At 58.0% G+C, this 16,475-nt stretch carries 11 protein-coding genes; all 11 read right to left on the bottom strand.

The genetic code is table 11. The features are described 5' to 3' along the window. Positions 1-23: 23 nt before the first annotated feature. Positions 24-1,826: a dihydroxy-acid dehydratase gene (gene ilvD, locus L888_RS0109370; RefSeq protein ID WP_027952697.1), complete on the bottom strand. Its 1,803-nt coding sequence runs from the start codon at positions 1,824-1,826 to the stop codon at positions 24-26. A gap of 354 nt (positions 1,827-2,180) precedes the next feature. Further along, on the bottom strand, positions 2,181-3,290 hold the full coding sequence (locus L888_RS0109365; RefSeq protein WP_027952696.1) for an OmpA family protein: 1,110 nt from the start codon (positions 3,288-3,290) through the stop codon (positions 2,181-2,183). Positions 3,291-3,528: 238 nt separating this feature from the next. Beyond that, the gene (locus L888_RS0109360; RefSeq protein WP_027952695.1) at positions 3,529-6,066 is read right to left on the bottom strand and encodes an alpha-L-arabinofuranosidase C-terminal domain-containing protein; all 2,538 of its coding nucleotides are present in this window, start codon (positions 6,064-6,066) and stop codon (positions 3,529-3,531) included. Between the two features lie 223 nt (positions 6,067-6,289). Further along, positions 6,290-7,171: a bifunctional methylenetetrahydrofolate dehydrogenase/methenyltetrahydrofolate cyclohydrolase FolD gene (folD, locus tag L888_RS0109355; RefSeq protein WP_005844389.1), complete on the bottom strand. Its 882-nt coding sequence runs from the start codon at positions 7,169-7,171 to the stop codon at positions 6,290-6,292. A 32-nt stretch (positions 7,172-7,203) separates the two neighbouring features. Further along, entirely contained in the window at positions 7,204-8,568 is a 1,365-nt protein-coding gene (gene ffh / locus L888_RS0109350; protein ID WP_005844391.1) for a signal recognition particle protein, read from the bottom strand. A gap of 149 nt (positions 8,569-8,717) precedes the next feature. After that, a complete protein-coding gene (locus L888_RS0109345; RefSeq protein WP_027952694.1) occupies positions 8,718-9,494 on the bottom strand; it encodes a prephenate dehydrogenase in 777 nt (258 codons plus the stop codon). 14 nt (positions 9,495-9,508) lie between these two features. Continuing rightward, positions 9,509-10,573: a bifunctional 3-deoxy-7-phosphoheptulonate synthase/chorismate mutase type II gene (locus L888_RS0109340; protein WP_027952693.1), complete on the bottom strand. Its 1,065-nt coding sequence runs from the start codon at positions 10,571-10,573 to the stop codon at positions 9,509-9,511. A gap of 59 nt (positions 10,574-10,632) precedes the next feature. Next, a complete protein-coding gene (locus L888_RS0109335) occupies positions 10,633-11,835 on the bottom strand; it encodes a pyridoxal phosphate-dependent aminotransferase (protein ID WP_027952692.1) in 1,203 nt (400 codons plus the stop codon). A 21-nt stretch (positions 11,836-11,856) separates the two neighbouring features. Continuing rightward, positions 11,857-12,693 (bottom strand): prephenate dehydratase, encoded by an 837-nt coding sequence (locus L888_RS0109330; protein ID WP_015298466.1) that lies wholly within the window; start codon positions 12,691-12,693, stop codon positions 11,857-11,859. Positions 12,694-13,744: 1,051 nt separating this feature from the next. Beyond that, entirely contained in the window at positions 13,745-14,692 is a 948-nt protein-coding gene (locus L888_RS0109325) for a DUF6261 family protein (protein WP_027952691.1), read from the bottom strand. 433 nt (positions 14,693-15,125) lie between these two features. Beyond that, the coding region (locus tag L888_RS13540) for a hypothetical protein (RefSeq protein WP_052323296.1) at positions 15,126-16,475 on the bottom strand (1,350 nt) is incomplete at its 5' end.

Here is a 16,475-nt window from a genome sequence, read left to right as displayed (position 1 = left end):
CTGAAAGTTCTGTTCTGTTATCCTTATTCTATGATTCTCACGCCGCCTTTGTCGGCCGAACTCACGCTCTGGGCATAGGCGCGCAGGGCCTTGCTCACCACACGCCGGCGCTTCAGCGGCTGCTGGGGCCGCGCGGCAAGCTCCTCGTCGGAGAGCTTCACATTGATGCTGCGGCCCGGAATGTCTATTTCGATGATGTCGCCATCCTTGATTTTGCCGATGTTGCCCCCCGAGGCGGCCTCGGGCGAGACGTGTCCGATGCTCAGTCCGCTGGTGCCGCCCGAGAAGCGGCCGTCGGTAATCAGGGCGCATGCCTTGCCCAAGTGGCGACTCTTGATATAGGAAGTGGGATAGAGCATCTCCTGCATGCCGGGGCCTCCCTTGGGCCCTTCGTGGGTGATGACCACGCAGTCGCCGCTCTTGACACAGCCGCCGAGGATGCCCTCACAGGCATCGTCCTGCGAGTCGAACACCACGGCGGGCCCCGAGAAGTGCCACAAGGCCTCGTCCACACCGGCTGTCTTGACCACGCAGCCGTCCTGGGCGATGTTGCCGAAGAGCACAGCCAGACCGCCGTCCTTGGTGTAAGCATGCTCCAAACTGCGGATGCAGCCGTGCTCGCGGTCGGTGTCGAGCGTGGGCCACTGCTCGTTCTGGCTCCCCATCCGGGTGGAGAAGCGGCGGCCCGGCGCGCTGTGGTAGATGCGGGAGGCCTCGGGCGAGACGTCGGGACGCGTAATGTCGTACCTCTCCATGGCCTCGCCCACGGTCATGCCGTCCACCCGACGCACGCTGTCGTCGATGAGTCCGCCCTTGTTCAGCTCGTTTAGGATGCCCAGAATGCCGCCTGCACGGTTGCACTCCTGCACAGAATACTGCTGCGTGTTGGGCGACAACTTGCACAGGCAGGGCACCTTGCGGCTCAGCCGGTCGATGTCGCTCATCCGGAAGTCCACCCCACCCTCCTGGGCCACGGCCAGCAGATGGAGCACGGTATTGGTGCTGCCACCCATGGCAATATCGAGTGTCATGGCGTTGAGAAAGGCCTGACGCGTGGCAATGTTGCGGGGCAGCACGCTGTCGTCGCCGTCTTCATAATAGGCCAATGCGTTTTTCACGACCTGCCGCGCCGCCTGACGGAACAGCTCGATGCGGTTGGCATGCGTGGCCAGAATGGTGCCGTTGCCGGGCAGCGAGAGGCCGATGGCCTCGGTGAGCGAGTTCATCGAGTTGGCCGTGAACATGCCCGAGCAGCTGCCGCAACCGGGACAGGCACAGGCCTCGATCTGCTGCAGCTCCTCGTCGCTCACCTCGGGGTCGGCACCTTTAACCATGGCCGTGATGAGGTCGGCATTCTCGCCGCGCCAGCGGCCGGCCTCCATGGGGCCGCCCGAACAGAACACTGTCGGGATGTTGAGCCGCATGGCAGCCATGAGCATACCCGGCGTCACCTTGTCACAATTGGAAATACAGACCATGGCGTCGGCCTTGTGGGCATTGACCATGTACTCTACGGAGTCGGCGATGATGTCGCGCGAGGGCAGCGAATAAAGCATGCCGTCGTGCCCCATGGCTATGCCGTCGTCGATGGCTATCGTGTTGAATTCGGCCGCATAGCAGCCCATCTTCTCGATTTCCTGCTTCACAATCTGCCCTATCTCGTGCAAATGCGTGTGTCCCGGCACAAACTGGGTGAACGAATTGACCACGGCAATGATGGGCTTTCCAAAATGTTCGTGCTTCATGCCCGTGGCCACCCACAGGGCGCGGGCGCCTGCCATGCGCCTCCCCTCGGTGCAGACGGAACTTCTCAACGGATGCTTCATATACCACAAATTACAATTTTCATGCAAAGGTACGGATTTTATTTATAACCGCAACGGATTATCGGCCGAAAAATGAGATATTGAACAAACCTGTAAGACAAAGCCGCGAAATGGCGACAAATTGAAATTTAAAGCGCGACGGCCCCAAAATCGCGCCGCCATTGCGCCGTCAACGCATCGCCGTTACGCCGTAATCGCACCGCCGTTACGCCGTAATCACGACGCGTTTGCACTGTCATCGCACCGCCGAAAGCCACCAGTCGCGGCTCCGGGAAGAAGCGCGCGGCGGGCGGCTACAAAAAATCCCGCTGCACCTGACGGGCAGCGGGACTCGAAATAATGTCGTTGTGAGGGTTACTTCACGTAAACTACGGCCAGACGGTTGGAGGTAGTGCCCTGCACACCCTTACCTGTAGCCTCGTCCACATTCACGCCCTTGGTCTTGAGGTAGTTGGCCACCACGTCGGCACGAGCCTGAGACAGACGGTCGTTAACCTCCTTGGAACCCTCGGGAGAAGCGGTACCTACGATCTGAACGTGCTTGCCGGCGGCAACAGCATCGAGGGCTTTCTTGGCCTCTTTGGTGAGTACAGACTTGCCTTGAGCAAAAGTAACGAACACGAGATTCTCAACCTTCACCTGCTGAGGAGCCGGTGCTTCCTTCACCACGGTCTTCACGACCTCTTTCGGCTTCTTGGCCAACTCGTTGCGCAGGTCGTTGATGGTGGAGTTCAGCGCATCGATCTCGCTCTGGTCGCGGAGCTGGGCGATGGTGAAGTTGTGCGTTCCGTTGGAGTTCTTGAACTTGTAGACAACACCGGCGTTCAGCTGAACGAACGACTTGTTGATGTTGTACTGTGCGCCCTCGTAGCCGAGACCGTTGAGGCCCCAAATCACAGCGGGCTCCACATATACCTGCCAAGCCTTCTTCTCGCCGAGGTTGAAAGCGAAGTCCAGACCGGCCTTGGAGGTCAGGCTGTTGGTCTTCACGATGTTCTGCTTGCCGGCGAGGGCGTTCTTCAGCTGGTCGTTCTGCTTGAAGTCGCTGCCGATATACTTGTTGCTGTTACCGAACACGTGACCCCAACCCAAGCCATACACGGCGCTCACCTCGAATGCACGGGGCTCGCCCTTGTAGCCGCCGAACCAATTGCTCAGGTTCACGGTGCCCAGCAGGCTGGTGTTGATGGCACGCACGGTGGTGCCGACAGAAGTCCAAGGCTTGTTGGAGAAATAAGCGTTGCTCTCAACAGCCAAGCCGAAAACCGGCGTGAAGTAGCGGCCCACACGGATGCCGGCGTTGGGATTGAGGTCCTTCAGCCAAGCGTGGCCCGTGGTCTTGGTAGCTACACCACCGTTGATGCCTACGTAAACATTGTCGAATGTCTTGCTCTCTGTTACCGTCTGAGCAGACAAGGAAGCAGCCATCGATGCAGCTGCCAGCAAAGTAAATAACTTTTTCATACTCTCTTGTTTTAATATTTAACTGTTGATTTGTTATCTTGTCAACTTTTCGGGATGCAAAATAATAAAAAAAACTTGATACCTCCAAATGTTTTTCGCATTAATGCGACAATTTACACATTTATTGATATAAGTCATGACGCATTTTCAATCTTTTTAACCAAAACGCCCATTTAGGGCTGAAAAAGGCCGCAATCCGGCTTAATCGCCGGATTGCGGCCTCGGAATGCGTACAGCATCAGAGCTCGATCACGCGCACGGCATACGGGGGAAGCACGAGGCGGGGTCCCTCGGCGGCAGTCCGTTCCACGCGCACACGGCGGTCGGTCACCTGTCCGTGGAAGCCTTCGACAGGGACTCCGGCAGGTATCGACAGGCCGTCGACGGTGAGCGTGAGCTGCGACGGCAGGGCGTTGACGAGCTTCAGATAGGTCTTACCCGTGGCAGTGTTGCGCACTACGCTGGCTGCTACGCGGTAACGCAGCTCGGGGGCGATGGCCAGTTCGGAGGCCACATACTCGTCGCCGCAGTAGGTGCCCCAGAGCCGCTGCGTCTCGTAGCTGGGCGTGAGGGCGGTGATGGTGTCGTTGTTGAAGTAGATCATGTCGGGGTTCCAGTTGGCGTGGCCTTCCTTGCACAGCAGTGGCGCATAGCTCGACATGGCCACAACGTCGCCGTTGCGCTCGAGGGCGCACAGGTGCATGGCCTCCACGAGGGCGCTCTCGTGAGTGGTACTCCTCGACGCCCACTCGCCCAGATACACCTGGGGACCCGTTCGGTCGTAGTGGTCGTAGTAGTCCTGGTGGTGCATGAACCAGCCCGTCGACTCATAATAATGCTCGTCTACCATGTCGAACAGCTGGGGATGGGCCTTGGCAAACTTCCATCCCTCCACATAGTCGGGCGAGGGATCGTGGAACGGGCCCACCGTGCCGCACACCTTGATGTGGGGGTAACGCTCCTTGATGGCCCTGCATATCATCTCGCAGCGCTCCTCGAAGGCCGTGGAAATGATGTCTTCGTTGCCTATACCGATATACTTCAGGTTGAACGGGGCGGGATGGCCGGCCTCGGCACGCAACCGCGCCCAGCTGGAGGTGGCGGGGTCGCCGTTGGCCCACTCGATGAGGTTGAGCAGCTCCTGGCAGTAGGCTGGCATCTGGTCCATGGGGATACCGCCCTGCTGGCCGCCGTAGCCGTCGGCATTGCAGCGCGAGTTCTGGCAGGGCACGCCGGCGGCCAGCACGGGCAGCGGCTCGGCCCCGATGTCTTCGCAGAACTGGAAATACTCGTAGAAGCCCAGGCCGCGCGTCTGGTGATAGTTCCAAATGTTGGGGGCCGGCGTGCGGTCTTGCCACGGGCCCACGGTCTGGTTCCAATAGTAAATGTTGTCAATGCCTTGGCCATGGCTCATACAACCGCCGGGGAAACGCACAAACTTGGGGTGCAGGGCGGCAATGGCCTCGGCCAGATCCTTGCGCAGACCGTGGCCGCGGAAGGTTTCGTGGGGGAACAGGCTCACCATGTCGACAGCCAGCTGCCCCTCTTTCAGCGGGGTGAGGGCCAGGCGCACGCGGCCTTTCACGGCTTTCCTGTCGACCACAAGGGGTAGCGTGTATCGGTTCCATCCCTGCCCCTCTATCTTGAGCTTGCCCTTGGCCACGGCGGTGCCGTCGGCTGCAACGAGGGCCACGAGCAGCTGGTTGCGGAGGCCCGACTCGTTGCGCACGTAGACCGAGAAGTCGAACGCCGACTGCGGTGCGGCGGTGATGCTGTCCCACCCTATATTATATAAGGTGTCGCGGGCGGCCAGCACGGCATAGTGGGGATTGGCAGGGCTCAGCGGCACGTCGGTGGCAATCCGTATCTCGCGGTTCGACTGCCACGCCGTGGCGGCCGTCCAGCCGCGGCGGTCGGCCGGGGAATACTCGAAATCGCGGTTCTGCACCAGTTCGGCATAGAGTCCGCCGTCGGCCGCATAGCTGATGTCCTCGAAGAAAACACCCAGCAGCTTGTCGCTGATGCGCTTGGTCTGGGCAGGCTTCACGGTGAGCGTGGCCTCCACGTTGTTGCCAATGCGGGCAAAGCGGCGGGCGTCGTCGCGCATGGTTTCGCGGCTCAGCGCGTTGTCACGGTCGACCGCCGCAAAATACTGGCGTATGTAGTCAAGGTGCAGTTTGGGCACGTCGAACTGGTTGCCTTGCTGCACACGGCCGCCCACGGTGGCCGTGTCGCGCATCCAAGCCATGTCCTCAATGGTGCTCGGGCCGGGCTGTTCCGTGAACTTGCGGAAGTCTTCGCTGGCCTGTACGTAGTGGCGGGTGCCGTCCTTGGCCTTGAAATAGATGTCGAAGGTGCCGTCGTCCATCTGGAACATCACGGGCTCCGCCACCCCTTTCTCGGCCACGCGCGGATAGTCCTGCGGCCGCCATGTCACCAAGTCCTCGCTGTAGGCGGCTGCGAAGCAGGGCGAATAGTCGTTCACCCCAAAGAGCAACCGCCATGTGCCATCGCTGGCATGCACCACGTAGGGATGGTGCATGCGCTTCTCGGAACCCCACTCCGCATAGTCAGAAGCGCAGAGCTGGCCCACGTCCTGCCAGTGGTCGTTGTCGGCGAGATAGGCCAGATGCAGGCCGTCTTTCTCTCCGGGCGAGTAGACAAAGATTTGACAAGTGGTGTCCCTGCCTATGATTTGATAAGCCGGAACGGGCTGCTGGGCGCGCGTCTGCGCCGCCAAAGCCGCGGCGGCCAGCAGCAATAAAGATTTCTTCATGATGTTGGTTCAAGTCGGTTTGTGCTTGCAAATATACGCAAAAACAGCGTAAAGGCAGAACATTCCTACGGCAAAAGTCCACAACGGGGATAAAAAAAGGCAGGTTGCAATCACTGCGACCTGCCTCCCAAAATTAGAGAGTTATAAAAAATCAAGTTATTACGAAATATCTTTTGCCCTGCCCCGCGCGGCATTCAGGTCGCCGGGAGGTGGGTTGTGGTGCTTACTTGTAGTATTCGTGCTTGCCCGCGGCGAGCGTGTTCTTCATCAGCGAGCAGATGGTCATGGGGCCCACGCCGCCCGGCACGGGCGTGATGAAAGCGCACTTGGGGGCCACCTCGCCAAACTTCACGTCGCCATTGAGGCGGAATCCGCTCTTGCGGGTGGCGTCCGGCACGCGTGTGGTGCCCACGTCGATGACCACGGCACCCTCTTTCACCATGTCGGCGGTGACGAAATCAGGGCGTCCGATGGCAGCAATGATGATGTCGGCCTCGCGGCATTCCTCCTTGAGGTGGGCCGAATGAGAGTGGCACACGGTGACCGTGGCATCGCCATACTGCTTCTGCATCATGAGCTGGGCCATGGGTTTGCCCACAATATTGCTGCGCCCCAGCACCACGCACTTCTTGCCCGAAGTGGGTATTCGGTAGTGCTGCAACAGGGTGAGGATGCCCAACGGCGTGGCCGAAATGAAACAAGGAAGGCCAATGGCCATGCGGCCCACGTTGATGGGGTGGAACCCGTCCACGTCCTTGCGGTAGTCGACGGCCATGATAATCTTCTGCTCGTCGATGTGCGCGGGCAGTGGCAACTGCACAATGAATCCGTCCACATCGGCATCACGGTTGAGCCGATCCACACAGGCGAGGAGCTCCTCCTCGGTGACGTCGGCCTCGAAACGTATCAGCGTAGACTTGAAGCCGCACTGCTCGCAGGCAATGACCTTGTTCTTCACATAGGTTTCCGAGCCGCCGTCGTGGCCCACCAGCACGGCAGCCAGATGGGGCTGCTTGCCGCCACGGGCCGTCAGCTGCTTCACTTCGTCGGCAATCTGCTGCTTGATAGCTGTTGCCGTAGCCTTTCCGTCTATCAGTGTGTACATGGTTTGTGTGGGTTGGCGGGCGTTGTCCGCGGTTACATGCCGGGCATGCTCCCGGGCATTCCGGGCATGCCTTTCATATCTTTCATGCGTGCCATCATCGACTTCATCTGGTTGCCGGTGACCATCTTCATCATCTTGCGGGTCTGGTCGAACTGCTTGATGAGCCGGTTCACCTCCTGAATACTCGTGCCCGATCCCTTGGCAATGCGCAGACGGCGGCTCTGATTCAGTATCTCGGGGTTGACTCGCTCTTTCGGCGTCATGCTGCGGATGATGGCTTCGATGCCTTTGAACGCGTTGTCGTCTATGTCGACATCCTTGATAGCCTTGCCCACACCGGGAATCATCGAGGCCAAATCTTTCAGATTGCCCATCTTCTTGATTTGCTCTATCTGGCCCAGGAAGTCGTTGAAATCGAACTTGTTCTTCTGGATTTTCTTCTGCAAGCGCTTAGCTTCTTCCTCGTCGAACTGCTCCTGCGCACGCTCCACGAGCGACACCACGTCGCCCATGCCGAGAATACGGTCAGCCATACGGTCGGGGTGGAACACGTCGATGGCATCCATCTTCTCGCCGGTGCCGATGAACTTGATGGGTTTCGTCACCACCGTGCGGATGGAAAGGGCCGCACCGCCACGGGTATCGCCGTCGAGTTTGGTCAGGATGACACCGTCGAAATCGAGGCGGTCGTTGAACTCCTTGGCCGTGTTCACGGCATCCTGGCCGGTCATCGAGTCGACCACGAACAGGGTTTCGTCGGGATGCACGGTCTCCTTGAGCGAGGCTATCTCGTTCATCATCTCCTCGTCCACGGCCAGTCGGCCGGCCGTATCGATGATGACCACGTCGTTGCCCTTGGCCTTGGCTTCCTGAATGGCATGAAGCGCAATCTCGTTTACCTGTTTGTTGCCGTCCTCTGAATAGACCGGCACGTCGAGCTGGGCGGCAACAACCTTGAGCTGCTCGATGGCTGCGGGACGGTAAACGTCGCAAGCCACGAGCAGGGGCTTCTTGTTTTGCTTGCTCTTCAGCATGTTGGCGAGCTTGCCGCTGAACGTGGTCTTACCCGATCCTTGCAGTCCCGACATCAGGACAACGGCCGGCCGGCCCGTAAGATTCAGCTCTGCCGCCTCGCCGCCCATCAGCTTCACCAGCTCGTCGTGCACAATCTTCACCATGAGCTGACCCGGCTTCACGGCCGTGAGCACGTTCATGCCCAGTGCCTTCTGCTTCACCGTGTCGGTGAAAGTCTTGGCCACTTTGAAGTTGACGTCCGCATCAAGCAAGGCCCGGCGCACGTCTTTCAGGGTTTCGGCAACATTGATTTCTGTGATCTTTCCCTCTCCTTTCAGAATCTTGAAAGAGCGTTCCAGACGGTCTGTTAAGTTCTCAAACATGCTGTTTTCATCGTTCTTTGGTATCGGCAAACCGTGTCAAAAGCTATACGCACGCCGTTTGCCCGCACCTAATTTGCTGCAAAGTTACAGAATAATCAGGTGAAAAAAGAACACTATGATGAGTTTTTGGAAAAATTAATATCGGCTTTTTATCTGGACACATTGCGGCGAATCTTCTCAAGATAGGCTTTCATCCCCTCGCCGTCCTTGGTGTCGATGACCTCGAGCAGCTGCTTCAGCTCGTCGCGAATCTGCGACACCTGGTCATGGGTATAGGGATTGAAGAGCACCTCCTGCAGCAGATAGTCGTCCTCGGACAGCACACCCTTGGCAATGCGCATGTGCCGTTTGAACGTGGTGCCCGGCGCATCCTGATGCTTCATGACGGCGGCGAAGACAAAGGTAGACACAAACGGAATGCTCAACGAGTAGGCCACGATCCTGTCGTGCTCCTCGAACGTGTATTCGTAGATGTTGAGCCCCAGCTTCTGATACAGGTCTTTGAAAAAGATGCGCCCCATATAGTCGCCCTCCTTGATGATGATGGCGTTCTCCTCGGAGAGCTGGTTCAGATTGGCAAAAGTGGGTCCGAACATCGGGTGCGTGGACACATAGGGATGCCCCGACTGCTCGTAAAACTCCCGAAGATTGGTTTTCACCGATGCGATGTCCGAGAGGATGCAGTCGGCGGGCAGCACAGGCAGCACCTCCTTGAAGGCAGCAAGCGTGTACTTCACCGTCACGGCATTGATGACCAGCTGGGGCTGAAAGGGCTCGATTTCGCCGAGCTCGGTGAAGCGTTGGCAGTTATAGGTGAAGCGGAGCCGCCGGGCATCTTTCTCATAGACGGCCACCTCGTGCTCGAAACTCAGCATGTCGATGAAGAAAGAGCCCATTTTTCCGGCTCCCATAATCAGTATTTTCATGTGGCGTGCAGGGGTTACCGGTTGACGATTTCGATTTGCTGGCGCACGCTTTCCTCGTGAATCAGCTCGAAGATATGGGCCGCACACTCCGGCTCGATGCCGAGCAGGCTGGCCTGTGCCCCGCGTTTCTCAAGAATTTCACTGTAGCGGTTGGCTTGGAACACGGTCATGTTGTGCTCTTTCTTGTACTGACCGATTTCGCGGCAAACCCGCATGCGCTTGGCCAGCAGGTCGAGCAGCTGGTTGTCGAACTCGTCAATCTGTCCGCGCAGCAGACGTATGCCCTCGGTGGTCGACACCTCGTCGCGCACTACAAGCAGGCTGAGCACGTAGTCGAGCACGTCGGGAGTCACCTGCTGGCGGGCGTCGCTCCAGGCGGCATCGGGCGTGCAGTGGCTCTCGACAATCAGTCCGTCGAAGCCCATGTCCATGGCCTGCTGGCAGAGCGGGGCTATGAGCTCGCGACGGCCGCCAATGTGGCTGGGGTCGCAGATGAGGGGCAACGCGGGGATGCGGCGGTGCAATTCCATGGGAATCTGCCACATGGGCAGGTTGCGGTATATCTTCTTGTCGAAGCTGGAGAAGCCGCGATGGATGGCTCCCAGCCGCTTGACACCCGCCTGATTGATGCGCTCCAAGGCTCCTATCCACAACTCCAGGTCAGGGTTCACAGGGTTTTTCACAAAGACGGGAATGTCCACTCCCTTGAGCGAGTCGGCCAGGTCCTGCATGGCAAAGGGGTTGGCCGACGTACGTGCGCCCACCCAAAGGATGTCGATGCCATACTTCAGGCAGAGCTCCACGTGCTCGGGCTTGGCCACTTCGGTGGCCGTGAGCATGCCGGTTTCTTCCTTCACCTGCTTCATCCAAGGCAAGGCGGCCTCGCCGTTGCCCTCGAATCCTCCCGGCTTGGTGCGGGGCTTCCACACGCCGGCACGGAACATGTGGCAGCCTTTTTCCTTCAGCTGGCGGGCGGTGGTCATCACTTGCTCCTCGGTCTCGGCACTGCAGGGACCTGCAATGACGATGGGGCGTTCGTTGTCACTTGGCAAATTCAATGGTTCCAGTTCGAGTTCCATATCATCTTGATTTGATAAAGTCTCTCCCGCAGAGGGGCCGGGACTGTCGTTTTTATACTTTATATACTGTTATTGGGGGTGTCGGGTCGCTTGGGCCATGGTGCGAGACGCTGAATGCGGGCCAAGGCCTCCTGCATCTTCTCGTCTTTGGCACAGAGCGAGATGCGGATGTAGCGCGCTCCGTTCCGCCCGAAAATGAATCCCGGCGTGATGAAGACGCGGGCCTCGTGAAGCACGCGCTCGGTGAGTTCTTCCACATCACGGCAAGCGTCGGGGATGCGCCCCCAGAGGAACATGCCCACCTGCGTGGGGTCGAAAGTGCAGTCCAGGGCCGTCATGATTTGCTCGGCGATGGCACGCCGGCGGGCATAGTTCTCAATGTTGTTGGCCAGATGCCACGCCTCATCGTTGGCATTGAGAGCCTCGGCGGCCGCCAGCTGAATGCCCCGGAACATTCCGTTCTCGATGTTGCTCTGTATCTTGAACATCCACGAGATATACTCCGCATTGCTTACCATCATGGCCACGCGCCAGCCGGGCATGTTGTGGCTCTTCGACATCGAGTTGAACTCGATGCAGCAGTCCTTGGCCCCGGGCACCTGCATGATGCTCTGCGGGCGACGGTTCAGGATGAGCGAATAGGGATTGTCGTTCACCACCACGATGTCGTGGTCGCGGGCAAACTGCACCAGCCGCTCCAGCGTCTCGCGGCGGGCATTGCCCCCGGTGGGCATGTTGGGGTAGTTGGTCCACATCACCTTGACGCGGCTCAGGTCCATCTGTTCCAGCCGGTCGAAGTCGGGCTGCCAGCCGTTGTCCTCACGCAGGTCATAGTTCACGATTCGGGTACCGAATATCTTGTTGATGGCCGTGTAAGTGGGATAGCCGGGGTCTGGAATGAGCACCTCGTCTCCGGGATTGCAGAAAGCCAGCGTGGCATACATGATGCCCTCTTTCGAGCCGATGATGGGCTGCAGCTCCGTGGCCCAGTCCACCTCCACTCCGTACACACGCCGATAGAATCCGGCCATGGCCCGGCGCAGCTCGGGCAGCCCCGCGGTGGGCTGGTAGCCGTGGGCCTTCGGGTCGTGGGCCACGGCGCACAACTTGTCCACCGTCTGCGGCGAGGGCGGCATGTCGGGCGACCCAATGGCCAGCGAAATGATGTCCAGGCCCTCGGCATTGAGCCGGGCCACCTCCTTGAGTTTGCGACTGAAGTAGTATTCCTGTATTGCGTTTACTCTTTCTGCTGGTTGTATCATGGTGCGTGTTCTGCTTGGGATTTATACTTGGGCCTCGATGTATTCGCCTATGATTCTGATGTCCTTGGTCAGGGGGGTGATGGCGTCGATGGACTGCCGGTAGCGGGTCAGGTCGTCGAACGTCACGTCCACATAGAACAAATACTCCCACTCGTGCCCGATGACGGGCAGCGACTGTATCTTGGTGAGGTTGATGTCGTAGAAGCTCAGAATGGTGAGCACCTTGGAGAGCGAGCCCTCCGAATGGGGCAACGAGAACACCAGGCTGGCCTTGCGCGAGGCATTGAGCGGGCGCAGGAAGTCGGCCTTGCGCGGATCGCTCACCACGAGGAACCGCGTAAAATTGTGTTTGTTGTCCTCGATGTGGTTCTCCAGCACTTTCAACCCGTACATTTCGGCGGCATCCGCATGACAGATGGCGGCCCAGCCGCGACACCGATGCCGCTGAATGTAGGCTGCACTGCCGGCAGTGTCTTCCCCCTCCACGGCCTTCAGGTCGGGATGGTTGGCCAGAAATCCACGGCACTGCATCAGGGCAACGGGGTGCGAGTGCACCTCGGTGAGGGTACTCCAATCATCGTCGGGCAGACAGCAAATGCTATGGCAGATGTGCAGTTTGTGCTCTCCAACGATGGTGGTGTTGCTGGCCCGCAGCAGGTCGTAGTTATGGAGCAGCGAGCCGGCGATGGTGTTCTCGATGGCCAGCATGCCAATGACCGTAGGGTCGCGCTTGATGTTTTCAAACACGTCCTCGAACGTGGAGCAGCAGATCAACTGTATCTGCTCGCCCTCGAAATACTGTCGGACCGCGATGTCGTGAAACGACCCGGGAATGCCTTGTATGGCTACTCTTTTCATCTTTTGTGTCCTGTTTCTTGGGTCAAGGGCCGTAAACACCGAGTCCCGCCTCATGGACATGAAGCGGGACTCAGCGTAAACCTCTTGGTTTAATCTCTTGGTCTTAAGTTGAAATTACACGCAACTTCCCGCTTCACAATTGCTTGCAAAGTAAAAGTAGAAGTAGAGATAAGATGCGTAAGACTTCATTTTCTTAACCTTTTCGAGTTCTGGGTGCAAAAGTATCACTTTTCCTCGAGACCGGCAAACATTTCATAAGAAAAATGCCGCACGGCCTCAATCTTTCAATTATTTTTTAAACAGAAACAACATAAGGATATATGGCTGCGCAGTGAGGTTTTAGACAGAACAACATATTTGAACATATAGCTGCGCGATGAAAAAGGACACACCGATTCCATGCGTGGTATTTTCTCACAGATTGCACAGATTTCACAGATGCTGCGCGGTGGAATGGCACAGGAGTTTAGTGTGGTTTTGGCGTGCGGGGTGTCACGGAGGCCGGCCCCTACATCAAAAACCTCACATGCGCGCAATCATCGCACAGCATCTGTGAAATCTGTGCAATCTGTGAGAAAATACCACGCATGGAATCTGTGAGAAGAACGCCGCGCATGGAATCGATGAGCCCCTTTCCTTCGCGCAGCTATATGTTCAAATACGTTGTTCTGTCTAAAACTCCAACGCGCAGCCATATGTTCAAATATGTTGTTCTGTCTAAAACCCCAACGCGCAGCCATATGTTCAAATATGTTGTTCTGTCTAAAACTCCAACGCGCAGCCATATATCCTTATTTGTTGTTCTGTCTAAAAGAATCGCGGGCCGTGTCTCACGACACAGCCCGCGCAAAAAGAGATATATAAAAAACACAATATTAAGCGTATTATAGTTACAAGGGGATGGACGATGCCCATACGCGTATGTGCCCGTTCATACAACCGTCATTAATGGGGTTGGCGAAGACAACGGGGAACAACAGATAACAACGGCAATACCGTGGCGCAGCGTTGTTTATGGTTGTTTGTCGTTGTCTTTTGAATCCAGTGCGGTTCATGCCTCCACTTTCTCGTACACAAAGAGGGAGCCGTTCTTGTTCTGCCCCACCCAGATGGTCTTGGGCTGGCCGTCGGGCGTGGTCTGACCCGCCACGGCGAGCTCGTAGTGCCGCTTCGCGCCCGTCCCCTCCGTCTTGCCCGTGAACGACAGGCTGCCGGCCGCAAGCCCCAGTTGCTGCTCCAGCGCGGCGAAACCCGGCCGCAGATGCGCCTCGTGCTCGGCACGCCGGCGGTCGCGTGCCGTCTGCGACGTGCCGGCGCGGTGGGCCAAGAGCGTGCGGCGGTTGTCCACCAGGTTGTTGTACTGCGTGATGAGCGCGGCGATGGGTGCCGAGGGCTCCAGCTCGTCCAGCGCCTCGACGCGGCGCAGCACGGCCGACAGCGCACGGTCTGTCGCGGCCCGCAGCTGCTTCACGTCGAACGCGCCGGCCGTCACGCCCGTCTTGAGCTGTGCGTGGAAGAGCTTGTCGAACACCGTGTTGTCCATCTCCAGCCGGTTCACGTACAGGTCGGCGTCGATCTTCGTCACGTGCTGTGCCACGTCGTCCGTTCCCAGGTCGGCCACGAGGTTGCGGATGAGCCCCGTCTCCTTGTCGTAGTTCGATGCCGTGACGTTGGGGTAGGCCTCCATCACGCGGTTCACGGCCTCGGCGGCGGCCAGCACGGCCGCGTCCGTGCTGTGCAGGTGCAGGGCCACGGCGAGGCGCAGTGCTTGGTACGACCTGTCGCGCCGCTCGTCGGCCTCGCGCATCTTCTGCGTGTTGGGCTCCGTTCGCGGCTGGTTCAGGGCCTTGTCCTCCTCGGCCACGGCAGTCTCGAGGGGCCCGAGCACGGCGGTGAGCTTCTCCGTCTTCGCCTCCTTGCAGAGCGTGAGCACGCGGTCGGCAAACTGGTAGTGCTCCATGTTGTGGAGGCGCGAACGTTTCATTTCTTTCAATTCCATGTTTTTCGTTTTAGAGGGTTAATAAAGATTGGATACATTCAGGTATTGGCGTAGGGGAGGTTGCCACGAATATGTGTTGTTTTCATTGCCATGGATGTTTCGCCCTGGGACGACGGCCGTTTTTTCGTCGGTTTAGCGTTTCGCCTTGGGACGATGGCCGTTTTTTCGTCGGTTTAGCGTTTCGCCCCGGGACGACGGCCATTTTTTCGTCGGTTTAGCGTTTCGTCCCGGGACGACGGCCGTTTTTTCGTCGATTTAGCGTTTCGCCCCGGGACGACGGCCGTTTTTCCGCCAGTTTAGCGTTTCGCCCAAGAGCGAAAGTCTGTTTTCTCCATTTTGATTTTGCACCACCAATTGGATTTGCCTACAGCGGCAGACATCAAACGACACCTGCCGCTATCATGACAAAGCACGTCCAAAAGTAGGGGGTATGTTATTCAAATGCTATGAACACATCGCCTTCCCATCGCCTTCTTGGACGCACGACCAGCGTATCCTTGGCAAAAAGCAAGGCGTAAGCATATTTGTCAGTTCCGTTTGTGGGTGTGGATGCCCAGTAGGTTCCATATTTTCCCACGGGCCACCAGTTACCTTCATCCATATTGTCGAAGGCGGGGAGGTAGAAGTACTTGTCCCGATCGGCATCGGCGATGGCCGTCGTTTTGATACGATCTGACATGTCGAGATAAAAGTTCGGATGATTTATGACACGCCAGTCTTTTTCATCCCACCATTTTTCCGAGTTGAAAATGGGGATGTTGGCTCTCTTGAGGAGCCACATGCCATTCTGATAAAGGTGTCCCCATACGCACCATATCTTCGTGGCATCCCAGTGAGCGTCTCCATTGGATATATACCACATCATTTCGTTGATATTGGGGCACTGGGCGCAGAGGTTGACTGCTTGGGCCGATGAGTTGCTGTACCAGCGAGGGTCGCCCCACTCTGTCGCAAAGCCGGTGCCAGTTTCACCGTTGACTCTGGGCTGTGTGCTCTCGTGTCCCTGCCAGTAGGTGTGGTGCGCATCCCACATCGCCCACTTCGTGTCGCTGTAATTGGGCACATCAAGGTCGGGGGCAATCTTCTTGTTCCTTCCCACGTGACAGTCAACGCTGCCATAGTTCTTCTTCACCGTACCGGTTATGTTCGTCACCTGGTCGTGTAGGGTGTATTCCACGGTGAAGTTGGTGTACGAGCCGGGAGCGACAACCATGATGGCAGCGTTCTTGCCGTATTCTGTGGCAACGGGAATCTCAAAGCCGTTGGTGCCGCCGCCCGCGAGCGTGATGGTGATACTTTTAGAGGTAGCAGTGGCGGTGGACAGCTTGAGGCCCGTGTCGTCGAAACTGTAGGTGCCGGCGAGAGGCTGGTCGGCGCTGACCTTGATTTGGGTGAGTTTTACGCTTGATGCGAATCCCGGATAGTCTGGGTCGAGATTGCTGCTGTAGCAGGGCATGAACGTGAGGTAGGATGCCTTGTGGTCGAGCGTGAAGAGGTATGAGCCGTCGCCCTGGCGGTGTGCCGTTGCCGTGCCGCAGTCGCCGTCGGTGCCGATATGCGCGCCGTCGTTGGGCGCTTGCTGCGCCTGTGCCGACTTGATGATCACCTTGTCACCCGCAGTGTTGCTGTTTCCCGTATAGCGCACGGGATAGTCCGAGGCGGTGTAGCGGTCTTCAAACCAGAACTTGGCGGTGGCCTCCTTGCCGTTCGGGGTGGGGATGGTGGAGTGGTTGCTTGCTTTCAGGGGCGAAGCGGAGGCGGTGTTGTTGATCCACAGTTGGTC

This window comes from Hallella seregens ATCC 51272 (genome assembly GCF_000518545.1).
In the GTDB taxonomy this organism is placed as follows: domain Bacteria; phylum Bacteroidota; class Bacteroidia; order Bacteroidales; family Bacteroidaceae; genus Prevotella; species Prevotella seregens.
The sequence above is the reverse complement of the archived record's forward strand: the minus strand, read 5'-3'. Positions and strand labels throughout refer to the sequence as shown.